11 protein-coding genes, 1 tRNA gene and 2 pseudogenes are annotated in these 25,398 nt (G+C 58.4%); all 14 read right to left on the bottom strand.

Annotated features, from left to right (window positions below):
- Positions 1 to 48: 48 nt before the first annotated feature.
- The 14 genes and pseudogenes from GA0061077_RS00145 to GA0061077_RS00080 all read right to left on the bottom strand — a co-directional run bounded on the left by GA0061077_RS00145 (position 49) and on the right by GA0061077_RS00080 (position 25,212).
- Positions 49 to 696, bottom strand: coding sequence for a tadC protein (locus GA0061077_RS00145; protein WP_234696433.1), 648 nt, complete (start codon positions 694 to 696; stop codon positions 49 to 51).
- Entirely contained in the window at positions 693 to 1,385 is a 693-nt protein-coding gene (locus tag GA0061077_RS00140; protein WP_091846941.1) for a hypothetical protein, read from the bottom strand. The genes GA0061077_RS00145 and GA0061077_RS00140 overlap by 4 nt, the downstream gene beginning before the upstream one ends.
- 3 nt (positions 1,386 to 1,388) lie before the next feature.
- Positions 1,389 to 2,378: a CpaF family protein gene (locus tag GA0061077_RS00135; RefSeq protein WP_091846940.1), complete on the bottom strand. Its 990-nt coding sequence runs from the start codon at positions 2,376 to 2,378 to the stop codon at positions 1,389 to 1,391.
- The gene (locus GA0061077_RS00130; RefSeq protein ID WP_143249569.1) at positions 2,378 to 3,700 is read right to left on the bottom strand and encodes a hypothetical protein; all 1,323 of its coding nucleotides are present in this window, start codon (positions 3,698 to 3,700) and stop codon (positions 2,378 to 2,380) included. Before GA0061077_RS00130 ends, GA0061077_RS00135 begins: the two co-directional genes overlap by 1 nt.
- Before the next feature lie 335 nt (positions 3,701 to 4,035).
- Entirely contained in the window at positions 4,036 to 6,744 is a 2,709-nt protein-coding gene (locus GA0061077_RS00125; RefSeq protein WP_091846938.1) for a polyribonucleotide nucleotidyltransferase, read from the bottom strand.
- A gap of 337 nt (positions 6,745 to 7,081) precedes the next feature.
- On the bottom strand, positions 7,082 to 7,351 hold the full coding sequence (gene rpsO / locus GA0061077_RS00120) for a 30S ribosomal protein S15 (RefSeq protein ID WP_091846937.1): 270 nt from the start codon (positions 7,349 to 7,351) through the stop codon (positions 7,082 to 7,084).
- Between the two features lie 288 nt (positions 7,352 to 7,639).
- A complete protein-coding gene (locus GA0061077_RS00110; RefSeq protein WP_234696432.1) occupies positions 7,640 to 8,374 on the bottom strand; it encodes a hypothetical protein in 735 nt (244 codons plus the stop codon).
- 296 nt (positions 8,375 to 8,670) lie between these two features.
- Positions 8,671 to 8,744, bottom strand: a tRNA-Gly gene (locus GA0061077_RS00105).
- A gap of 104 nt (positions 8,745 to 8,848) precedes the next feature.
- Positions 8,849 to 11,095 (bottom strand): exo-alpha-(1->6)-L-arabinopyranosidase, encoded by a 2,247-nt coding sequence (locus GA0061077_RS00100; protein WP_091846936.1) that lies wholly within the window; start codon positions 11,093 to 11,095, stop codon positions 8,849 to 8,851.
- A gap of 218 nt (positions 11,096 to 11,313) precedes the next feature.
- Entirely contained in the window at positions 11,314 to 11,916 is a 603-nt protein-coding gene (locus GA0061077_RS00095; RefSeq protein WP_234696431.1) for a holo-ACP synthase, read from the bottom strand.
- Positions 11,917 to 12,172: 256 nt separating this feature from the next.
- Positions 12,173 to 16,135 (bottom strand): annotated as a pseudogene (locus GA0061077_RS07180) (beta-ketoacyl synthase N-terminal-like domain-containing protein); the annotation flags it as partial.
- 149 nt (positions 16,136 to 16,284) lie between these two features.
- Positions 16,285 to 21,577, bottom strand: a pseudogene (locus tag GA0061077_RS07175) (fatty acid synthase subunit beta domain-containing protein); the annotation flags it as partial.
- A 93-nt stretch (positions 21,578 to 21,670) separates the two neighbouring features.
- Positions 21,671 to 23,266, bottom strand: coding sequence for an acyl-CoA carboxylase subunit beta (locus GA0061077_RS00085; protein ID WP_375773989.1), 1,596 nt, complete (start codon positions 23,264 to 23,266; stop codon positions 21,671 to 21,673).
- A gap of 11 nt (positions 23,267 to 23,277) precedes the next feature.
- On the bottom strand, positions 23,278 to 25,212 hold the full coding sequence (locus GA0061077_RS00080; RefSeq protein WP_091846932.1) for an acetyl/propionyl/methylcrotonyl-CoA carboxylase subunit alpha: 1,935 nt from the start codon (positions 25,210 to 25,212) through the stop codon (positions 23,278 to 23,280).
- Between the last annotated feature and the right edge of the window lie 186 nt (positions 25,213 to 25,398).

Here is a 25,398-nt window from a genome sequence, read left to right as displayed (position 1 = left end):
TTGTCGTTTTCACCCACCGAGTCATCCACCGAACATCAACATACCGTTTTAACCCATGAACGAGCCGATGGCTGGAATAACGCCTATCAGTATGAAAGCGGGCAAAAAACAAAGACCAGTCGGCAGCAGCAGTTTTACCGACAGTCGTTGCGCCGATTGCTCGATCGAAGCACGCGAATGCGCATCCATTTGTTCCACCGCACTGTCTAGCGGCCCGACAGGCGAAACACCACGAGACCAAGAGGGTTCCAGCGCATCACGGATAATTGCCAACGCCCCCTCATCCACGACGGGAACGTTGGACACACAATCATTGCCATCGCGCGATTTAGAAGTTGATTTACCGGAATGCTTCATCGCATTCGACAGATTCTCGCACCCTTCCTGTTGTTGACAAGCAAGCGAAGCAGCCAACCATGCATCTTGCCAGGAGTAGCCCTGCATCAGCGAATTTGCGGCTTTGCACAAGCCCGCACCAAGCGATTCACCGACAATCGAACCGATGACCTCAAGCGCGTATGGAATCGACGAACCTTCACGCATAGCTACAGCCAGCATTTCCAGAATGACCGTAAGTGATGGTTTGGCCTCGAATGACGAACTCGTCGCATGCAACCGTCGAGCCGAAGATTCAACGGGCAGAAACCAAACCAGTGCGGCAACCATCACCAGACATCCCGAAATCCATGCGCTCATCCGCTTCCCCCCGAGTCGCCATATCCTTGACCGGCTGCCGCAACGCCATCCATCAGCGTTCGCATCCATAGCATTCCCAGCATGTAGCATCCCATTCCCAGCGCCAAGCAAACATGCCCTGCCGTCTTGCCAACAAGAAATGCAATCGGCGAAGCACTCACCAGCTCACCCAAAACGAGTGTGGCTAGCGGCAACAGGGAAAGAAGTTTCACGGTGGATTTAGGCACGGTAAAGGCACTGTCTTTCAACGTTTTGAGCATGCGATTGCGCCGGTAGGACGAGGCCACCGCATCGAGGCAATGGGTAGCCTCACAACCGAGCACACCAATTAACCGGCATGCCAGGTCAAGTTCAGCTGCCGCTTGATCGGCTTGCTCACATGTCTCCTTTGCATCGAGACGAGTGCGCATCATGTCCTGCAATTGCTCACGATTCGGCATACAGGGAGTGAGGGCAATCGGTTCGCCGTCCGTCTGATCGGCGAACGCCTCCTCCAACGATCCACCTGCCTTCACATGAGCCCGCAGAGAGTCGATAACCGAAAGGATGCCGATAGTTCGCTTGGGTTTCAAAACGGTTGCATGGACCTTGCCTTCGGGAAGCTCTAACAGCGCGGCTTTGCTGTGCCAGCCGAACAGGATAACGGTCAAGCCGGCAAACAGCGAAGACAGCAGCGGCAACCATCCCATGTATTACTCCATCCACCGGCTCACGAACGGAACCCATGCCGGCGCAGGAACAGGCAGCCCGGTCCCGTCCCATGTAGCCACCGACTCACCGGAAAAGTGTTCGGGATCAGCCGTCAGCCGCCCTATCTCAACAATCCGTCGTTTACCATGACGCCGTTCCAAGTGCAGCACTACATCGAACGCGCCGGCCGCCAACATCGTCAGCGCCTCGCGATTCAGCCCCGCCAACAACCCCAGTGAAACCAATCGAGAAGGCACACGATCAACGCCATCGGCATGCAGGGTGGCCATTCCCCCGTGATGGCCGGAGTTGAAAGCACGCAGGAGATCAGCGATCTCCTCACCGCGGCATTCCCCCAAAATGATGCGGTCGGGCCGCATACGCAACGTCGCTTTGACCAAGTCCGGCAGTCCTATGGCACCGGCACCCTCAACATTGGCCTCCCGCGCCACGAGAGCAACATGATTACCGCGTCCGAGCATTCCCAGTTCTCGAACCTCCTCAACGCTGACGACGCGTTCCGTAGGGTCGGCCTGAGACAGCAGAGCTTTGAGCAAAGTGGTCTTGCCTGCCCCCGTGTTGCCAGTGATGAGAATCGTCGCATGTCGACTGACCAGCGCGCACAGCAACGGAAACCAGGGAGCCGGAAATAACCCCTGCGTTCCCAAATCAGCAAGACAAGGCATCACAAGACTTGGGAACCGTATCGAGATGCTGGCACCAGTGGGTACGAGCGGTGCAATCACGGCATGAACGCGGATACCCTCCACGCTTGACGCGTCCGCAATCGGGCATGCGTCATCAAGTCTTTTGCCCAGCTGAGCGCATAACTGGGTCGCGTATTCACGTACGACCTGAGGCGAACGGAACGGAACTGCGGGATGGTATTCAGCCATTCCACGCCCGCAATCAATCCATACACGCCCCTCGCAGGTCACCGCAATATCCGTCAGCCCCGACTGATGACTAAGCTCTTCCAAAGGTCCAAACATCAATGCCGCTCACCACCTTCACCACGTTCCGCGATGAGCCGGGCAAGCTTGCCGAGCACCGTTCGGTCGGTCTTGCCGACCTTGAGCCCAAGCCCTTCCAATGCATCGCTAGCTCTCGCATTGTCAACAGCCAGCGGACCGATGATTTCATGGTCGAGATAGGTTTCGGCATCCTCGATGTTCACCAGACCGCGCCTTCGAGACATGTTTCTCGGCTCCATGCCGACGATTGCCAGCAGTTGACGGCTTCGCAACGTTTCAGATGTTCCGATACCTTCATGGTTCAGAAGTTCTCCATCGTGCTGAACATCCAAGGACCCTGCTGCCCCACCGTCCAGTCCAAAACTCACCGAAGAACTGTCCTGCGCGCTGAACGAACCGCCATAGCTGGCACACACACAAGTGGCTGACGATTGAGCAATCGGCATCGAAAGTCTGCCCAGCAACGTCCGTGCACGTGCAAGCCCGAGCACCGACAGCTCCACTGCCAACACAACCGGCGCCAGACGTAAATGCGGAACCATTCCCAGCACACACCCATGGGCCGCATCAATCAACACCGTATCCGCCGATTGTGCGAGTGCTTCTATCGCAGCCTGAACCTGCCACCATTCGGGTATCTCGCTGTTCCAAGAATCGTAAGCAAAAACAGGCACACCCTCCCAGGAAGGGAGGCGATGAAGCAACACCTCACCGTCGATCCTTCCCAGCGGCGCATTCAATTCGCCGAATCTCAGACCTTTGTCGTTTTCAAGACCGAGAAGAATGTCAAGACCTCCGGCGTCAAAATCCGCATCCACCAGAACGGTCCGCACACCGTTGCCGTGCAATGTCAAAGATGTCAGCGCACAGAGGGCGCTAAGCCCGACTCCGCCGGTGGCAGAGAGATACAGAACCGAACGCTTGGCGAACGTCAGTCCCACTGTATTCCTTGTATGAGTAGCCACATCACGTTGTGGGCTTACTGCAATATCTCTGGGTTTTGGAGGTGCAGCAGACGACACCACCGCGGTCTCACGGCGAGGCCGGCGTATGACCATATCCTGCGACACCGGCGAGCGAGGCTGGGATGCATTCATATGCCCACCAAATGAACGGGACTGCGAAACAGGCAGCGGATATTGCAAACCGTACGGCGAAGGCATGACGCTTGTCGATGCAGGCGCTGTCCGCATCAAAGACCGGGCAGGTTGCAGCAGTTGCACCGAATTCGGTCTTCGGACAGGTTTGCCGCGAACCTCATCAGGCAACAGCACCCGCTTGTGCCACGCAAAAGGACCATCAAAGTCCCGACTCATTGCCATCGGTAACGTATTTTTCATACAACCATTCAACCCATCTCCGCTCTTGATAAGCAAGGAAAAACGGGTACTGTGGTCGAACGCTCTATTTATCCACATTTGAAGCGTGTCGAGGTCGGAAGACTCGAGCCGTCCATGTCCATTCAAAGACTCGGCACCATGGGCCAAGTAAGTGGACAGTAATCAAATAACGGGCAACGATGACCGAAGAAGACACCGGCTGAAATAACAAGTTGGCCCGCAACCGGTAACAGTTGCGGGCCAACTTCCATCAACGTCAATTAACAGCGTCCAACGCGATCAGCTATTGAGTCAGCGACTTTCAGACATGATCAATCACGCTCGACACCTGACGATCAGCCCTCGAACGGGTCGAAGTCGTGACGGACACGGCGGCGCGGACGCTCGCTGCGCTCTTCACGGCTTTCGCGGTACTCCTCATAGTGATCGTCGGTGGCATAACGCGGGTTGCGGTCGTTGCGACGTCCCCCACGGTAGCCTCCGCCACGGCGGTCCGAGTGATCGCGGCGACGGTAATCGTCACGATCCTCACGACGACGGCGCGGACGATCCTCAAAATCAGCATCATCATGGCGAACGTCACGATCATCACGTGACAGACGGGAACCGCGTTCATCGCGACCCTCATTACGATGGCGCGGGCGATCCTCAAAATCAGCATCATTACGCTCAATGCGCTCGTCACGGCCACGGTTCGACCTGCGATCATGGCGACCGAAATCATCACGATCATCGTCGCCACGGTAGCCGCCACGTCCGCCGCGGTAGCCACCGCGATCACCACGGTCGTCACGGTCACGACGCGGTCCGTGTCCACCGCCGCGAGCACCGGACTCCTGGTCCTCAAAACCCGGAATTGCCAGTGAAATCTTACCGCGATCGTCGACACCCTGGACAGTGACCTCCACGGTGTCGCCTTCCTTGAGAACATCCTCGACCGCGTCGATTCGCTCACCGTTAGTAAGGTTACGAATCTGCGAGATGTGCAGCAATCCGTCGGTGCCCGGAGTCAGGTTAACGAATGCACCGAAGCTTGTCGTCTTGACGACCTTGCCGTTGAAATTCTCACCGACGGCGGGAACGTGCGGATGCGCGATGGCATCGATGGTGGTCTTGGCCTTCTCCGCCGCCTCGCCGCCTTCGGAAGCGATGTAGATGGTGCCGTCGTCCTCAACGCTGACGTCTGCACCGGTCTCTTCCTGAATCTGGTTAATCATCTTGCCCTTGGGGCCGATTATCTCACCGATCTTGTCCACCGGAACGGTGGTGGTGATGATACGCGGGGCATAGGGGCTCATCTCGGCCGGAGCATCGATGCACTCGTTGATGACTTCGAGAATCGTGGTACGGGCTTCCTTCGCCTGCTGCAAAGCAGCGGCCAGTACGTCGGCAGGAATACCGTCGAGCTTGGTATCGAGCTGCAGAGCGGTGATGAACTCGGAAGTACCGGCAACCTTGAAGTCCATATCGCCGAACGCATCTTCAGCGCCCAGGATATCGGTCAGGGTCTTGTAGATGTGCGTGCCATCGACGTCGCCCGAGACCAGGCCCATGGCAATGCCGGCCACCGGGGCCCTCAGCGGCACACCGGCGTCAAGCAACGCAAGCGTGGAAGCGCAGACGGAACCCATGGAGGTCGAACCATTGGAACCGATAGCCTCGGAAACTTGGCGGATGGCATACGGGAAGTCCTCACGGCTTGGCAGCACGGGATCGATGGCCTTTTCAGCGAGGGCTCCATGGCCGATTTCACGACGCTTGGGGGAACCCACACGCCCGGTTTCACCGGTGGAATACGGCGGCATCTCGTAGTTGTGCATGTAGCGCTTGGTCTGCGGGCCGGAGATGGAATCGAGCATCTGCTCCATCTTGAGCATGTTGAGCGTAGTGACACCCAGGATTTGGGTCTCGCCGCGCTGGAACAAAGCGGAACCGTGCACGCGAGGCACGATGCCGACCTCGGCGGAAAGCGTACGAATATCGCGCAGACCACGACCATCGATACGGAAGTTCTCGGTCAGGACTCGACGACGGACAATCTGACGCTGCAGTTCCTTGAAGGCGTTGCCGAGTTCCTTCTCCTTCTCGGCCTCGTCCATCTCAGTGAATTCGTCGATGATCTTGGCACGGACGTCTTCCTTGATCTCGTGGATACGTTCCTGACGCGGCAGCTTGGCCGGGATGGAAAGAGCGTCGTTGAGATCGGCATGAGCAATCTCGTCAATGCGCTTGTACAGTTCTTCGGTGTATTCGGGGAAGAGCTGGAATTCCTTGTCGTTGGTTTTACCGGCCTTCTCCTTGAGCTCGTTTTGAGCTTCGCAGATGACCTTGATGAACGGTTTGGCGGCCTCGAGACCACCGGCAACGACTTCCTCATCCGGCTTGACCTGACCCTCATCATAAATGAGGTTCCAAGCGTTCTTGCCCGCACCTGCCTCAATCATAGCGATGGCGACATCACCGTTCTCGACAACGCGGCCGGCCACAACGAGCTCGAAGACCGCGCGTTCACGCTCGCTCCAACGTGGGAAGGCGACCCACTGGCCGTCAATCAGCGCCAGGCGCACACCGGAGACCGGGCCGTCGAACGGCAGGCCGGAAATCATGGTGGACGCGGACGCCGCGTTCAGGGCAATCATGTCATAAGCATCATCAGGGTTGCACGAAAGCACCGTCTCAACGACCTGAACCTCATTGCGCAGCGTGTGCGGGAAGAGGGGGCGGAGCGGGCGATCGATGATACGGCAGGCCAGAATGGCGTCGTTCGAGGGACGGCCTTCACGGCGGAAGAAGGAGCCGGGAATCTTGCCCGCTGCATACATCTTCTCTTCCACATCAACGGTGAGCGGGAAGAAATCGTAGTTTTCTTTCGGGCTTGAACCTGCGGTGGTGGTCGAAAGGACCATCGAATCGTCATCGAGGTAGGCAGCTACAGCGCCGTCAGCCTGTTGCGCGAGACGACCCGTCTCGAATCGCAAGGTACGCTTACCAAATGAACCATTGTCAATTACAGCCTCTACGGCCTTGATTTCGGGACCCTCCAAGGGTTCCTCCTTTGTTTAAATTCCTATTTCCAACATACTGCAAAATGCTTCGTCGGCTTCTGGCTTTTCTGCTGCAATCAATATTGCCCGGTTGCACTCCCGTGTGGCATACCCAGCCACACAGCATCCACGCCGTCATGCCGATTTCACTTCTCAGTCTGAAGTGACGTCTTCGGCAAATCACACCGAAATCCACTCAGATCTTTTCAATTATCGGTCCTCACCTTAGGACCGTCGGTTTTCTTCACACGCGAATATGTTTCAGGCGGGCCACCGCCATACTCTCTCATTCTCGACATCTGAAAAAGCCCGAGCGCTGGGCCCGGGCATACAACAGTTATCGACGAAGACCAAGACGCTCGACCAAAGAGCGGTAACGGTTGATGTCGACCTTCTTCAGGTAATCGAGAAGACGACGACGATCACCGACCATCAAAAGCAGACCACGACGGGAGTGGTGATCGTGCTGGTGGGTCTTGAGATGCTCGGTCAAATCGGAGATACGCTTGCTCAGCAGCGCGACCTGAACCTCGGGAGATCCCGTATCGCCCTCGTGCGTCGCGTACTGCGTGATAATTTCGTTCTTTTGCTCAGCCGTAAGTGCCACGGCATCCTCCTCTGGTTGCTGCGCGGTGCTGTCGGCCCTGTGCCGGAGCGCTCTCTATCCGCGGGCGAATCCACGCCAAGCCCAATTGTACTAATGGGTAAGGATGAACACAACCACACATGCTCGGAACGTTGGCAATAATGAGGAATCGGCGAAAATGCGAGCTCAATACCCTAATCCTCGCCGCCATCGCGATACAAAACAGGAGTTATCACACAAACCACTGCGTCACACTTTGCATCTCATGAACACAAGTCAATCGAGGCAGATTACGTGCGATCAACCGCGTTAGAACGCGATAATGAGGTTGGTGAAAAGAACGATCAGCAAAGCTATTGCCTCGACGATGAAGAACATGAGGAACGAGACCCAGCTGCGAGTCAGGATGTTCAGAGGCGAATCCTTCTTGACGCCGATGAGCAGCCCGACGAACAGCGCCGCATAAAGGCCTGCGGCCAGCAACGCCGCGATAATGCCCAGATTGGCGGCATTCACAAGTACCGAAGAGGAATTGTAAACCACGTAGGTCGAATACCAGAAGCGGAACTTTAGAAGGCTCACACCACCGATGAGCTGCCCCAACGCCAACGAAAGCAGGAACAGATTTCGCCAAAGCCACGCATGCGACTCCACGAATGAAAGCGCGAAAGTGGCAAGGGCGAAAACGGTAACGGTCCAGGAAATAAGGGCCACACCCTGCGGTGAGAAATGACTAAGAATCTTCACCACTTGCGCGGTGCGTTCCACGGCCAGAACACGACCGAGCCAATACGGGGCGATGATGGCGGCCAGCAGAACAATGAGATAGACCACCCAACGCATCGGATGAGACTGACTGCGCTTGATATCCGCCAAAGAAAGTTCGGTCCGGGGAATCGAAGCCTCGGGATGCTTGGAAACGCTGACTTTCTCGACCTTACCTTCAATGATTTCGACAACCTCATTCGGATTGCTCGAAAAAGCATCGTCCCGAGACACGCCGTTGGTGGATTCGGGACTTGCATTGCTCTCATCATCCGTCATGTTTCCTCCGCACCTGCCTGTCTGCCACGTCGCACGCTCAGTTCGCGAGCGTCTCAAACGGGACTCATCCTAATACCAAGTTCCTTCAAATATAGGTGTAGCCAAAGATGTAACCGGTCACACTCGTCGCAGCCAAAAAGGCTCGTTTTATGACCTACGGTGTAGCTTATCTTGATCTAAAGTAGCCTATTGTGGCCGAAAGTAGGCATATTGTCTATTGATAGCGGATGTCGGGAAAGGCCATTGTTTGCAGTCTGTTTTGCTTGGAATCTCAACGTTTCCGCGACCCTGCGGAGTGGAGCGGATGACGGGAATCGAACCCGCGTAATCAGTTTGGAAGACTGAGGCTCTACCATTGAGCTACATCCGCGTGTCGTCTGCCAACGCAGCGATAAGGCCAGTATACACGAGGCATGGAACGAGCCACGCCACCCGCAACGAACACGGACGACATGGCTCGATTACTTCAGGTCCTTACTTGGTGACCTTGGCGTACTCTGCCAACAGTTCTTCACGAAGAGCCTGACCGACATCGACACCCAGCAGCATCGACATGCCACCGACCACACAGCTGTTGAGGAACATCACCGCCAGCTGGCTGTCAGGCATGATGTTGCGTCCGAAGCGCTTGTCGAGATCGGCAACGACTTTATCGACGATCGGACCGCCGACAGGGTCTTCCTTCCATTCCTTGAGTGTGGACCATTCGGTGAGATTCGCAGCTTTGCCATCGTCCTCGAGATCAACGAAGACGGTGTCCGCGATGTCGCGGGAAGACGTGGCGACCTCGATCCCGTATCGGCCGGCCTCGACCTTCCAACCCTCAAAGCGCTCGGACCAGTAGGCGAACGCACGGAAATCAAAATCGATGGAGATCTCCTTGGATTCGCCGGACTCAAGATAGACCTTCTCGAAGCCCTTAAGCTCGTGAACCGGTCGGGCGACAGCCACCTTCGGCGGGGCAACGTAGAACTGCACCACTTCGGCGCCGGCAACGGAACCTGTGTTCTTCACCGTGGCGGTAACGCGTGCGGACTGCGGACCGGTCTTCTCTGCCTTCGCACCGGATACCTCGAAGTTGGTGTAGGACAGACCATAACCGAATGGGTAGGTTACGGGCTTGTCGAAAGTGTCGTAGTAACGGTAGCCAACAAAAATGCCTTCGCCGTACTCGACATGGCCTTCCTCACCCGGCCAGTTCAGCATGGTCGGATCGTTGCTCAAATCATCAACAATGGTCTGCGCGAGCTTGCCGGACGGGTTGACGTCACCGAAGACGACATCGGCGGTTGCGGCACCACCGGCCTGTCCGAGCAACCATGCCTCGAGAACCGACTTGGCGTCGTCAACCCACGGCATGGAAACCGAGGAACCGTTGGAAAGAATGACCACAACGTTCTTGTTCGCAGCGGCAACGGCCTTGAGCAACTCAACCTGCTTGGCCGGGATATCGAGCGTGGTGCGATCGAAACCTTCGGATTCTGCGGCGGCCGGCAGACCGAGGAACAGCAGCACAGTCTCGGCACCAGCGGCGGTCTTCACGGCCTCATCGGTGAGCGACTGATCCTGATCGGCGTCGTCAAGCGTGAAACCAGGCGCGAAGTCCGCCTCGATGCCGCGCTCGTTCAACGCGTCAAGGAAGCTGGTGAGCTTGTTCGGGTTGATCAGCGATGATCCGGCGCCCTGATAGCGCGGGGTGCGTGCGAATTCGCCGATTACGGCCAGCTTGGTACCGGGCTTCACCGGCAACAGGCCATCTTCGTTCTTCAAAAGCACCATGGCCTCATGAGCGGCGCGACGAGCGACATCGTCGTGAGCGTCGATATCGTAACGGTAGCCGGCCTGGCCCTTCTCCATCGCCGGTCGCGTCTTCGTGACGAGATCAATCATGCCCTGAGCCATTTTCTCAAGCTGCTGCGGCTTGAGCTCGCCATCACGCACTGCATGCACTACCTCGTCATCGGTATTGGTCGGCGGCATTTCAAGATTCAGGCCGGCGTTCAGAGCGGCAGCACGATTATGCACCGCACCCCAGTCTGACATCACGATGCCCTCGAAGCCCCACTCATCGCGCAGGACGTCGGTCAGCAGCCACTTGTTCTGAGAAGCGTACACATCGTTGACCTTGTTGTAGGCACACATGACGGTCCAAGGCTGGGCGGTTTTAATGATGTGCTCGAAGGCTGGCAGATAAATCTCACGAAGCGCACGCTGAGAAACGTTGGCGCTTACACGCATGCGGTCGGTCTCCTGATTGTTCACTGCGAAGTGCTTCAGGGATGTGCCGATACCCTTCGACTGAATGCCCTCGACCTCGCCGACCGCCTCATGTCCGGCCAGATACGGATCCTCGCTCCAGAACTCGAAGCAACGGCCGCCCAGAGGATTGCGCTTGATGTTGATACCGGGGCCGAGAATGACGGCGACCTGTTCCTGGATACATTCCTCAGCCATTGCTTCGCCGGTCTCGCGCACCAGACCCGGGTTCCAGCTCGAAGCCATGCCGGCAGCCGGCGGGAAACACGTGGCCGGAACGGCCTTATCGACATCCATGCCATCGAGGTTCTTGGCCTTGCGAAGTCCGTGAGGACCATCGGTGATCGTGTAGTTCGGCAGTCCCTTTTCCTCGACCTTGCCGATGCTCCACGGATTGGTACCGCTGGTCAACGCGGCCTGCTGCTCAACACTGAGCTCCTTGGCGCTTGTCACTTGATTGGTCATGCTGCAACCTTTCCATACTTCGCGACGGCTCATCTCTGAGCTATGCGCGACATGTCTATGTTCGTTTGGCTTACTCCCGAATCGATCTCCGTAACCACTTAGTTACCGACCGGTAGGTAATCAAAATTCTAGCATACTGATTTTTCTTTTCGCCGTCCGGATGAAGATTCACGGTTTTCACCACAGGACACAAACGCAACGGCGCTCAACCGGTTCAGCTAAGCCCCGACACATACCAGAATCACAACGGCAGAGGCAATCGTGCCATCGTGACTCAACGAGATATGCCAACGCAACGATGCATCGAAAGCAGTGACCCGATCACCGACGATAGAACCCTCAGAAAATGTTTCCGACCCCTTCTCATCGACCGATATGCTCGCATTCGTAACAGAACGCTCCCTCCTTGCCGGTTTCACTTCGTGCGAAGTCAACACGCACAACGACTCCCGCAGCATCGCATCACACTGCGCACTCAGCATCACATGCGGCCGCGAGTGCGAATCGTCAAGGATTTCCACCTCCGACCAAGGGAAATCATCCAGAGTGTACGGATTCGCCCGCTCCCCCAGCGCCTCGCACCATGCCTTGAGCACTGCTTCCTTCCCTGCCCAACGGACCGCCAGATGCGCCGCCTCATCATCGTGCTTGGCATTGGCACGCATCGCGGACTGTCGCAGCTCCCTCGCCGAAAACAGTCTCCTCATACGAGATCCCGGCTGATCGAGCTGCGCTGCAAACCCGCCAACATCCACAACGTCATGCCCCAGCCCGAGTACCGCTGCATACGAATTAGGGGGCATTGTATTCTCCTCGTTCATGCCGACTGAGTATCAAGCCGCAGATTCATCCATCGCCATACCGTTCATGCTATCGGGCCGAGAAGAAATATGCAGAGTGCTGCACCACAAAACGAAAGCGTTGCAGGACCAATTGTTGCGAACCACCATGAACACACGACTCCCATATACATTATACATGTGCCGACCCTGCCAACAACATGATTGGCAGGGTCGGCACAGATTCGAACGACCAACCTGTTAGCCCATCCCACGAGGGGGTGTAACAAGCTACCCCTTACTCGAAGTAGCCGTCGGCAGTTAGGCGGGCGTCCGGGTTGAGAAGCATGGCCTTTTCTACGTCGTGGGCGTTGTAGGACTTGCTGTCTTCGTGGAAGCGACGGTTGTCGACCTCCTCGTAGAGAGGCGCCTCGCCCATCATGCCCAGCAGACGCCTGCGCTCGCCTCGGGCCAAACGTTCGTTGGCTCGCTTACGCCATTCGTTCAGCGCGTTTTGGCCGTACTCGTTGGCAACGGCCGCTTCGAAGGCACCCGGATGCACGAGGGCGACGAAGCCCGAAACATGGCCGAAACCGAGCGAGGTGACCAAGCCGGCCTTGACAGAACCGATGTTCAGTGGCTTGCGCAGCCAGACCATGTGGTCGTCCTTGCGCATCTTCGGATCAACGCAGTCAAGCGCTGCGTTGGCAGGGATGACGCCGGACTTGAACAACTGCGTGATGCCATCGATCTGGAAGATTGCGGCGCCGCCCATCGCATGTCCAGTCAAGCTCTTTTGGGAGATGACGAACAGCGGATTGCCATCGTTGCGCCCAATGGCATGCTGGACGGAGTTGTGTAGCTCGGATTCGTTCGAATCGTTGGCGTTGGTGGAGGTATCGTGCTTAGAGACCACGGCGATATCGTCCGGGGTGACGCCGAGTGCAGCCAGCTGACGGACCAGCTGAGAATTCTTGCCACCTTGAGCCGCAGCCAACGCTCCGAGTCCGGGCGCCGGAATGGAGGTATGCGCACCGTCTGCGAAGCTGTGAACATAACCTACTACAGCCGCCACCGGCAGGCCCATCTTCAACGCAATGTCACCACGGGTGACCAAGATCGTGCCGCCGCCCTCACTCTCAACGAAGCCATCGCGGCGACGATCGTTGGAACGAGAGAAGAAGCGGTCGGAAATACCTTTGCCATACATGACGTTCGCATCAGCGGTGGCACCCATGTTGCCGAAACCGATCACCGAATCTACGCCGATGTCGTCGATTGCACCGGTGACCACGAAGTCGGCCTTACCCAGAGCGATCTTATCGACGCCTTCCTCAAGCGAAACCGCAGCCGTGGCGCAGGCCGAAACCGGCTGGACCATGTTGCCATAACCTCCTATGTAGGACTGCATCACATGCGCGGCAACGACGTTCGGCAGGGCTTCCTGCAAAATGTCAGTCGGAATTTCATGCCCCAGGAAGCGGTCGAGGTAGAGCTTGCGCATGCTGGCCATACCGCCGAAACCGGTGCCCTGGGTGGAGGCGACCATCGAGGGATGAACCGTCTGCAAGACCTCGGAAGGCGTGAAGCCGGCCGAAAGGTAGGCATCAACCGTGGTGACGATGTTCCAGAGCGCAATCTCATCGACCTCACCGAGCATGGAGGCAGGAATGCCCCACCTGACCGGATCGAAGCCCTTGGGGAACTGACCGCCCACGGTACGGGTCATCGCGAAGCGCTTGGGCACGCGAATCATTGAACCGGGCTGGCGGGCGACGCTCCACTCGCCGGATTCCTCGTCCTGGACCACAAGGGTGTGTTCGGAGTCCATGACGACATATTGCTGGGCGATTTCCTCGTTCGGCACGTTGAAGGTCACCTCGTGGTCGAGATAGATCTCAACCTCACCGCTGGCCGTATCGTCCTGATAGTCGCCGCTTCCCATGCCGTTCTCGAAGGGACGCAGGCCGGAACGCGCCACGACCTCGTCGTGATAGCGCTCGGCGATATCCTCTTCGGGCACTAGGTTGCCGTCGACGTCATACCATCCGGCATTCGGGCTGTCCTGCCAAGTGACCAGGCCCATGTTCCAGGCCAGTTCGAGCACCGCACCGGCGGACAGATCGACGCTGCCGTTGGAATGAATGCCCAGCTCAGCCTCGGCACGGGTACGACCTGAGCCCCACGGTCCCAGCTCACCGATGGAGACGATGACAATCTGGTCTTCAGGTTCGGCGGTGACGTTCTGCCAGTCGGCGAAGTTCACTGCTGCCTGGCGTGGCGGGTTCGGAGTAGGCAGCGCCTTGATAAGCGTCATCTTGCCTTTCTTTGCACTGTCGGTTTCGGCGGAGTGGCCCATGTCCGCCGCAGCTGAGTTGGCCTTGTCGGCTTCGGCCTCGGCCCGCAAGGCGGCGATATCGATGGGTTCGCTGCCAAGCCCGCCGGTCAAATCGGCGCAAAGCGGGGCCCGTTCAGCCTTCTTGCGGGCTTCCGTGTCTGCCATATCCAGCAGTTGCTGAGAGATTTCAGCAGTGGAATAGGTACGAATGCCGTGACGTTCGACCACATCGACCAGCGGGTCGTTGCCGCCCATGAGGCTTGTGCCGCGCACCCAACCAATCAGCGGGTGAGCGAAAGTGACCCTGCCGGACCAATCCTTTTCTGCACGGGCACGGGTGACGATGGCGTCGAACGAAGACTTGACCTCGCCGTATGCTCCGTCGCCGCCGAACACACCTCGGTTCGGGGAACCGGGCAGGATGACATGAAGCTTGTGCTGCACGTCGGTGTCACCGCCGATGGCCGCAAATCCGGTGATTGCACGTTCGACACCCCAGAGCATCAGGCGCGCCTGCGACTCGAAGAGTTCGCCGGAATCAGCCATCGTGCCATGCACTGGAGGAGCCGCGAACGGGAAGAACAGGCTCGGCTCATAGGCCGGCTTGAGAATCGTGGTGGTAGCACCGGTGGTTTTCTTGCTCACTGTGCCGACCCACTTGACCAGCGCATCGACGTCACGGTAGCTCGAAAGGTTTGCCGGCACCAGCCACAGCTTGGCCTCGCCCACTGCATGCTCGCGATAGGCCTGCTTCGCCCAAGCCTTCACGGAATCCTTGAAACTGTGGGAAGTGGCGATTACCGTCGCACCTCCGGCCAGGAGCCCTTCAACGACCTGTCCAGCGATGGAGTTGGGAGCCACACCAGTGACAACGGCGACATCATCGCAGAAGCGGGACGCCTTCTGGTTGGCCTTGGAATCGGAACGCGCCTCGACCGCGATGCGGTTGAAAGCGGAGGCCGTGATCACATCGCCATCCGCCTCGGACTTGGAAGCGAACCATTCAGCCTGGTTGGCGACTTCGGGACCTGCACCGACAAAGCTCAGCGACGTGACCGTCTGATCATGGTTGTAGTAAAGATGGGCGAGATCCTCACGCGCGGTGGCCCAGCGATCGTCGAGCAGCAACGCCTTGCGCTCGTCGAAACGGGGAGCGACCTGATCAACCCAATCGCTGCCAAGTTCCGCCTTGACCGTCTCAACCACGACGGCATCCTCATCCTCGTCCTTATCGGCGACTGGAGCCTTGATGCCGAGCTCATCGAGAACGAAGCGCGCAGTCTTGGCAAGCACACCGTCAGTTCCGGTGACTTTCGCAGCGAAAGCGTCGAGAGCTGCGGAATCAACCACCAAACCACCTGCACCACCGGCGCTGGGCAGCGCGACGGCCACGCCATGATCAGCCGCGACTTTCTGCACAGCCGCGTCAATCAACGTGTTTGCGGCGCTGACATTGGAAACCTGTTCACTACCGAGGCCGGCCAGATCGTCACCACGCGAGGACGTGCCTTCCCGGGTCTCTAGCACCAAAGTGCTCAGCACGCAATCAACCCAGCCCCGGCCAAGCTGCCAGGTGTCGGTGATGCGCTTCTCAACCTGGGCCATCTTGACGCCGGCGGCGCCAAAGAGATCACGGATGCGGTCACGCACGATGTCGGAAAGCACTGGACCGAACGGCTTATAGTTCGGGGCCACCTTATTGACCAAGGCATAAAGGTCGTCGATCGACGCTTCGGCAGCGCCATCAACCGAGGCCACACCCAGCTCGGAACTGATGTCCATCAGCAGCTGATTACGACGCGAAGAAACGCCGTTGGTCAAGGTGTCTGTGGTGTCACTCTCGCCGATCTGATCGGGACGCACCTTCGCCGCATAGGCCAGCAGCATCGCAATGCCGTCGGATGCCTTGAACGACAAATCGGCCGGACGCTCGCCGGACGCAACGGGCGCAACCGGAGCCGCAACAGCGACATTCTGGATATCCGCCGCAGCTGATTCCTGCCGATTCGGGCTCACCACATCTCTCTCTCCACCGGAAACGGAAAGTCCGTCGGACTCCTCGTCTTGTTCCTGAGCAAGGGAATCCGAATCGGTCATGTAGACACGCTGCTCGTCACGTCCCAGGTTGTAGACGGCAACCTCACTACCTGAGAAATCAGGAAGCCGCAAGGTCTTCGTGGCGAGGTTCGCGAGCGTCGGCTGATTACCAAGACCGACCTCGACGTAGCTCTCCACACCGAGACCGCCCTGCGCACGGTCGCCGAACATAATGGCCTGCGTCTCAATCCAACGTACTGGGGATGCGAACTGCCAAGCCAAAAGCTCGGTGAAGAGCAGTCGACCAAGCTTCTGTTCGTCGGCTGCGTAGTAATCCCACACACCAGAATCGGAAAGTGCCTCCTGAATGCGCGTGGAAGGTACGACATCAACGATCTTGCGCGCGAATTCCTTGGTCATCTCGAACGGCGTGGCTACCAGATTCGGGATGTAACGACCGACTAGACGCTGATAGTCGATATGTTCCGGCAACAATGCGTCGAGCTTGTCGCGAAAGTCGGGAACGCCCTTGCGCAGCAACATGGAGTGGAACGGCACATCAATGCCGGGCACATACATCAGTGCCGGCTTGCCGCCATATTCCTTGACACGGCGTGCGCAGTCAGCATTCAGAACCTCAAGACCCTTGAGCGTGCCGGCGATGACATACTGCTGTCCGGAGAGGTTATAGTTGACGATTTGCAGGAACTCGCCACTCGCCTCACTCACGGACTTTACATACTCATCCACACCGTCGTCACCCAGACCGAACTGATTCGGGCGCAAAGCGGCCATGCGGTAGTTCGACCGACCCTGCTCGTCGCGATCGATCAGACTATTCATCGCAGAGCCGCGCTGGAACACCAGCTCAAGCACCGTTTCGAAGGGAATGATGCCGGCGAATGAACTCAAGGCGTTGTATTCGCCCAGCGAATGACCTGCGAAGTAGGCGGGCCAGATATCGCTGCCGGCTTCGCGCAGGCGGGAGGTCTGAGCATAGGCGACGGTGGCAAGCGCCACCTGGGTGAACTGCGTCAGGTTGAGCAGTCCGTCCGGATGATGATAGGTCACGCCGTTGGCGGTCAGGGTCGTCGGGTTGTCACGCACGATGGCCAGTATCGAGAAGCCGAGCTTCTCACGGGTGAGCTTGTCTGCACGCTCCCAGGTTTCGCGAGCGGCGGCAGACTTGGCGCGCTCGTCGAGCACCATGCCCTGTTGCTGAATGCCCTGGCCCGGGTAGACATAGGCCGAACGGGGCGCACGAACAGCCGCGGTGCCGCGAGAGACGATACCACCGTCGATACGGCAGGTGACCTCGAGGGTCATACCGCCGTGGCGCAGTTTGCCGATACGTTCGACGCTGATCTCAACCTCGTCGTTGAGCTGTACCATACCGTACATGTTGTAGGTCCAACCGGCGATCTCGTAGTGAGCACCTTTGTCGTCGCTCGCCTGCACAACGTGCTGAGCGGCGGCGGAAAGCCACATGCCGTGCACGAGCGGTGCCTTAAGGCCAGAGACGGCGGCGCCGCGATGCGAAGTGTGAATCGGGTTGAAATCGCCGGAAGTACGTGCAAAGGCCGTCATCTCGCTCGGTGCGGTCAACATGACCCGGCGAAGCATACGGCGCGGGGTGTCCACGACCTGGTCTTCCTCAGCACCCTCACCATCGGCAAACGGGGTTCCGGCACCGGTATCGTGTTTGCGATAGGCAAGATAGTCGCCATAGTCAGGCACATCGACCGGCAATTCGTCGGAATAGGAGCGTCCGCGCACAGCAAAGCGTTCGACCTCGTGCGCCAGAACGGTGCCATCCGTTGCAGTATGTGTGACATGAATGGTCACCACACGGCCGGACGCGGACTCTGCGTAGGCTTCGGCCCAGCTGGTGAGATTCACCGTTTCACCAACATAGCTCAACAGATCTTCCTCGGTGATCTCCAACTCCATCTGATGATCGAGATGCACCGCGTTGAGCAGGCCTTCGATAACTGGGTAACCGTGGACGTATACCGAACCAAGTGCGGCGTAGATCGCCGGCCAGGCAGGACCGACCAAGGCATCAGGCACGATGCGCGAAGCGTTGAGCGAGCCTGGCATGTCGCCGGCGGTCGCCGCTTCATGGTCGTAACCTAGATTGCCGGAAAGCGTGTAGCTGGTATGAGCCTGACCATACGGGAAGGCCTGCTTGTCATCCGCTTCGACGATTTCAGGCATGTGCTCGAGCTTGTCTCCGGTGATGGCGACGTTGCCGATGCCGGCCGTGTCGGCAAGCATTTCGTAGACATGGCGCGGCAGACGCTCGCGATCGACCACCGGGAAGAGGCCGGATTCGCTTGGTCGGACGTTGAGCGGGATGACGATGTCACGAACGGCGTGCTTGCTCAGGCCTCCGTCGGGATCGTTGTCCCAGAAAGTATCGAGGTGGATATCAAGGTCGAACATCTGCGTGCCGTCCTCGTCGCCCACATGGCGAATCTCGTAGTACTTGTCGCCCATCGGGGTGCCGAAAGCGGGGTTGTCCATCAAGTGGCCAACCCACGAGATGTTCGGGCACTTGCGAATGAACTCCTCCGCGTCGACCGCGGCATCGAGTTCGGCGAAGGCCTGCTTCGGCTCGGTCTGTCCATTGAGTTCGCGGGTGCGTTCAAGCGCGGCATCCTCGAAGCGGCCAAGGATGGAACCGACAGGTTCGTCAACGGTGGTGATGCCGGCCACAGAAATCGGGCCGGGGATGGCACGCACTGAATCGGCGCAATATCGGGAATCTTCGGACTGCCAGAGCTGGTCCTGGCCCCACCAGCGCAACAGGTCATTGTCAATCTGCGGCACGAAGGGCATCGGCTTGTGATACTCGTGAATCAAGGTCGGGAACCAAGCCACGTCGGTTGGAGTGACCGTGACTTCGGCGGCACGCGGGTAGACACGCCGCAACTTCTCGATGGCAGCCTGCGGGTCGTTCTCCACATCGGCGCGAGAGTTGAACAGCGAAGCGAACTCGCCGGATTCCTGGTCACAGACACGCGATTCAGCACGCTGCAGCAAGTGCAGGAAACGGTCGGCGTAGGTCGGATCGGCCCACGGGAAGGAGAGCTCGGCGAAACGCTGCGCCCACTCGACGTAGGTCATCTTGTCAAGGTCGCCGAAGTAGGGACGCGAGGTCTTGTCAAGTGCGGCAATGATTTCGTCGCGACGGCTTTCCAGTTCCTCTGGGTGCTTCATCACGCGCACCAGCAGACGACCGCAACGGGCCGATGCGTTTTCCAGCTCGTAGATGTCGGCGTGCAGATGGCTCAGGCCACTGGCCACGCCGCCCTCAGCTACCTCCCCGGCCGGAACCCAGTTCTCGCCAAGTGGCGCGAACGGGTCGGAATCGTCGGGTGTGGGCGAAATGCCGGGAGTCTCGACCAGCATGCGCTTGACATCGGGGCTGGTATGGGCCTCCTTGGCCGTCATTGCAGCGGTGCCAATCAGCACGCCGTCGACAGGCATATCAGGCTTGCCATAGGCACGCGACCATTGACCGGAAATATAATCGGCGGCACGTTCAGGCGTACCGATGCCACCACCGGCGACGAGTACGAGGTTGTCGCAGGCGCGAACGTCCGCATAGGTATCCATCAGCAGCACATCAAGGGATTCCCAGGAATGATGGCCGCCGGCGGCACCGCCTTCGACTTCCATGATGATGCAGACGGGAGCCACGGCCTTGGCAATGTGCACAACCTGGCGAATCTGATCGACTGTGCCCGGCTTGAAAGCAACGTAGGGGAAACCCTGAGCGCGCAAATCACTGACCAACTGCTTGGCCTCGTCCAGCTCGGGGATGCCAGCCGAAACGACAACGCCGTCGATCGGAGTGCCGGAAGCACGCTTCTTGGCGACAATGCCGGCGGGACCGAACTGCATGTTCCACAGGTAGCGATCCATGAACATGGCGTTGAACTGAATGGTGCGACCCTCTTCAAGCAGCTTGTCGAGCTCGGCGACGTTGCGGTCGAATACGGCAGGGGTCACCTGACCACCGCCCGCCATTTCCGTCCAATAGCCGGCATTGGCCGCCGCTGCGACGATATCGGCATTGACAGTTGTAGGAGTCATGCCCGCAAGCAGCACGGGTGGCTTGCCGGTCAGATCACTGAACTTCGTACGAATCTTGTCACCTGCGGGGGTGGAAATGACCTTGGGGGCGAACTTGCGCCAATCCTGCGTACGGGCCGGATCCTGCTCCATGGTGGAAAGTGTGGCTCGAGCCTCTTCACTGTCAGCCTCGACCACGCCGACACCGGTACCCTGCACCAGAGCGCCAACGAGCTTGCCGACGGTGTTGCCCGGGCCCATGTCCACGATCCACAGCTTGGTCGGGTCGGTGCTCTTGAGCAACGCATCGGTACGAGCGGCCCAATCGACGTGGCTGACCAACACCTCACTGGCCAATGTACGGGCGCGATCGGCATCCAGACCGCACGCCTGCGCCCACTTGACGGTATATTCGACGGCATCGGACATCAGCGGGGAATGGAAGGGAACGGTGACCTCAAGATATTCAAGCGTGGGATCGAAGACCTCGCCGCCGCGCACCTTTTCGTCGCGCAGCTTGGCCTGACGACGATGTTCCTTGCCGACTTCGATCGCGAAGGAGACAAGATCTTCGGGATGGCCCGAAAGAACATAGTTGTCGGAGGCATTGGTCACCGCGAAAGCGATGGGACCACGGGGCTTGACCACACGGTCGACCAGCGTCTCAATCTGACGCTTAGTCGCGCCGCGCACCGAAAGCATCGGGGTGGCCTCACCGGATCTGGTGGAAACGGGAAGCAAACGGGACTGGCGGGTTCCGGCAGCGCCGATCAGGCGCGCGATGGCGAGAATCTCATCAATAGCATCGCCGGCGGCTTCAATGGACCCGGCCGCCTGGATGGCCTCGACCATGTGCTCTGCGATGATGCCCTGAGAATGACCAAGAGCGGCAACCGGATTGGCCTGCGCGACGCTGTAACCAAGGTCCTCTGCGTCGATGAGCGCTCCCAGCTGAGTCAAGGCAATGCCCGGCACGCTGGCGGCGGACTCGGCCGCAGGTCCAAGCTTGGCTGAATTGGCTTCAAAGCCGAACAAATCAACCGTGCCGCCCATGGTGGCCAGCAGATCAGGAGTGACCGCCGAAAGCAAACGGCTCGAAGCCTCAGCGTGTGCCTTCAGCTTTTGCACAAGCGTCGGGTCAGTGCACTCGTCCGCCAAGGCACTGACCCACGGCGTGGACTGACCGCCGAAGACGAGCGCATGCGGCTCGGCACTCAGGCGATTCAAAAAGAAAGTGGTTTCAGTCATTGTCTTTCCTCTGGTTGGTTGAAATTCTCATGGATACGGTTATGAAACTTGTTGCGCGCCACCGGCAAAACCGGCTCTCATCAAAGGACAGCGCTACATAGGCTGGTTGCCGTGGTGCTTCGAAGTACGGCGTACGCGCTTCTTGTCGCGTAGGAGACGCAGAGATTCAACGATGGCGTCGCGCGTCTGCTCTGGGTCGATCATCGCGTCGATCTGGCCGGTTTCCAGCGAAAGATTTGCGTTGAGCGTCTCCGTCTCATACTGTTCGACGAATTGCTGGCGCAACGCCTCAACGTCCTTTCCACGTTCCTTGGCCTTGTGCAGCTCCTTGCGATGGATGATGTTGACCGCACCCGCGGCACCCAGCACTGCGATCTGACTTGAAGGCCACGCGTAATTGACATCGGCACCAATCGATTTCGAACCCATAACGATGTAGGCACCGCCAAAAGCCTTGCGCAACACGACGGAGACCATCGGCACCTGTGCGTTGGCATAAGCGTAGATGACCTTGGCTCCGCGCCGGATGATGCCGGCGTGTTCCTGATCACTGCCCGGCTTGTAACCGGGGGTGTCCACCAAGGTGACCACCGGAAGGTTGAACGCGTCGCAAAGACGAACGAACCGGGCGATTTTCTCGCTGGAATCGACGTCGAGAATACCAGCCTGCTCGTTGGGCTGGTTCGCTACAATACCGACCGGATGTCCATCAAGGCAAGCAAAACCAACCACAGCGCATCTGGCGTACAGCTCCTGCACCTGCACGAACTCACCGTAGTCGACGATGCCGCGAATCACTTCGTTGATGTCGTAAGGCTGGCGGTCGTTGTCGGGAACGATATCCCCCAAACGCTCAGCCACCGCACGATCGGCACGGGTGGCCGCATAGGCGTAAGTCGGCGGCATCTCGTCACAGCTCGACGGCAAATAAGCAAGCGCCGTACGCGCGTAATCGATGGCATCGGCTTCATCCTCACCCAGATAGTGCGCGACTCCAGAGACAGTGCTGTGCACCCTGCCTCCGCCGAGATCCTCCATGGATATGGCCTCTCCGGTGACGGATTTGATCACGTCCGGACCCGTGACGAACATATTGGAGTTTTGACGGGTCATGATGATGAAGTCGGTCAGAGCCGGGCAATAGACAGCACCGCCTGCGCAGGGCCCCAAAATAAGCGAAATCTGAGGGACGAGGCCCGAAGCCTCGCAGGTCTTGCGGAAGATGTGCCCGTACTGGGTAAGCGCCTCTACGCCTTCTTGAATACGAGCACCGCCGGAATCGATCAGCGAGACGACAGGAATCCTGAGGTCGAGTGCCATGTCCATCAGGTGGCAGATCTTCTCACCTTCGGCGTGGCCCAGCGTACCGCCACGCACCGAGAAGTCCTGTGCGTACACCGCGACCTTGCGGCCATAGACGTCACCGAAACCGGTGATAACCGCAGAACCGGCCACACCCTTGTTGATGTTGCCACCCGAAAAACGGCCGATCTCCTGGAACGTGCCGGTGTCGAACAACAAATCGAGGCGCTCGCGGGCCGTGAATTTTCCTTTGGCGCTCTGGCGCGTGCGAGCAAGGCTCTCGGCGTCACGTGCCAGCTCGGCCGCGCGCGCGACAGCGGTGCGAAGCGGCTGCTGATCGAGCGGTTTGCTGCTGGCGATGGCTTTTTCAACGGCCGAACTGGTCATGATGTCGGTCATCAGCCCCTCCCCTTCTCATCAGCTTCATCGGCAAGCGAAGCGGTCTGCGAGTCGCCATCATGCGACTTCTTTTCACTGCCATCCACGTTGTTCGCACCGGATTTTTCGCGGTTGGACGCACCTTCCACGTCGATATTCATCAACGTGGTGCCGGCATCGACCGAATCGGAAGGCCCGACGAGAATCTTGCACACGGTGCCGTTGACAGGTGTGTAGACGTAGTTCTCCATCTTCATGCTTTCCAGCACAGCCAACAGATCACCCTTGCTCACTTCCTGCCCCTCGGCAACGTTGACACGGGTGACGATGGCCTGCATGGGCGAATCAATCACACCGGACTTTCCGTCGTTGCCCTTCGTGCGTTCCTGCACGGCTCCCGACGAGGAACCACGCAAAGGCTGAGTCGGTCGCCGCACGCCGCGGGCGCGGGCGGAACCGGTGAAGTTGTCGACGATATCGCGAGGAACCGTGAGTTTGACGCGCTTGCCGTCAACTTCGATCACGAAGGAATCGGTCTCCTGCTTCCTGATTTGCTCATCCGATCCGCTCATCGAGGCAGGCTGACCGCTGCCGGCGGCATTGGGCTTGCGGTTGAGGTACTTGTGCTCAAGCCACTTGGTATACACACTGTAAGGATGGTCTTCGGCAGTGAATTCCTGATCGTTGAACACCGTTTCGAACAGCGACTTGGGAGTCGGCACACCTTCGAGGTTGAATTCCTTCAACGCGCGCCTCACACGAGCCACGGCGGTAGGCCGGTCCTGTGCGGTGACGACGAGCTTGCCCATCATCGAATCGAACTTCGGGGAGACCACATCGCCGATCTTCACGCCGGAATCGATGCGGATGCCTGGGCCGCTGGGCCAATCGAGGCGGATGAGCGTGCCGCCGCTGGGGGTGAGGTTCTTTTCCGGATCCTCGCTTGTGATGCGCAGTTCGAAGGCATGACCATGGCTTTGCGGGGCCTTGGTCAGTTCATCGCCTCTGGCGATGTTGATCTGCTCACGCACAAGGTCCAGCCCGCACACCTGCTCGGAAACGGTGTGTTCCACCTGCAGACGAGGATTGACCTCGAGGAAATAGACCTTGTGCTGCTCGGTGACCATGAACTCGCAAGTACCCAAACCGATGTAATCGACAGCGCTGAACAAGTTGCGCGAGTAGCGTTCGAGCTGTTCTCGCTCGTCGTCGGTTAGGAAGGGTGCCGGAGCTTCCTCGATAAGTTTCTGGTTGCGACGCTGCACGGTGCAATCTCGCGTCGAGTACACGGTGAAGTTGCCATGCGAATCGCGGCCGGACTGCGTTTCGACATGGCGGGCCTTGTCGATGAACACCTCGACGAAGTACTCGTCCAGGTCGCCGCCTTCAAGCGCGTCATGGTTCATATAGAAGCTGCGCAACTCGTCATCGTCGTGTATTAGAGTGATACCTTTTCCGCCGCCGCCATCGGTACGCTTCATCATCACGGGATAACCATTGATTTGTGCGAACGTCAACAGTTCACGCATGTTGCTCACCGGCTCGGAAATGCCCGGTACCGGAGGAACGTGCGCGCGCTTGGCCACGCGCCGAGCGGTGATCTTGTCGCCCAAATCGGTCAAAGCCGTGGGACTCGGGCCAATCCATGTCGCACCGGCCTTCATCACTTTGTCGGCGAACGACGCGATTTCCGAAAGATAGCCATAACCGGGATGAACAGCATCGGCACCGCTGCGGCGCAGCACATCGATGATCAGATCCTCATCCATATAGGAACGGTAGGAATCGCCATGGAGCAGATATGCCTCATCGGCCATCTGCACATACTGCGCATCCCTGTCCTGCTCAGCGTAAATCGCTACGGTCGCAATCCCCATCTCATGGGCCGTTCGAATGACCCGAAGTGCGATCTCACCACGGTTCGCGACCAGCAGTTTATTGACATTGTTGACCATAGGTTCCAACCTATCGCCATATGTCAGCGAGCGGTACCCCCGCAATCGACAAAATCGCCCGACCCCTTTTGTAGATTCATACAAACTCACCTCATAGAAAAAGCAGAAATCGTTCGAATTCCAAGGAAAACAAGGATATCACAGTAAATCTCCCGACAAGATGCCACAAACCACTGAAGGCAATTG

This window comes from Bifidobacterium commune (assembly GCF_900094885.1).
Taxonomy (GTDB): domain Bacteria; phylum Actinomycetota; class Actinomycetes; order Actinomycetales; family Bifidobacteriaceae; genus Bifidobacterium; species Bifidobacterium commune.
Note: the sequence above shows the minus strand (reverse complement) of the source record. Positions and strands in the feature narration are given on the sequence as shown.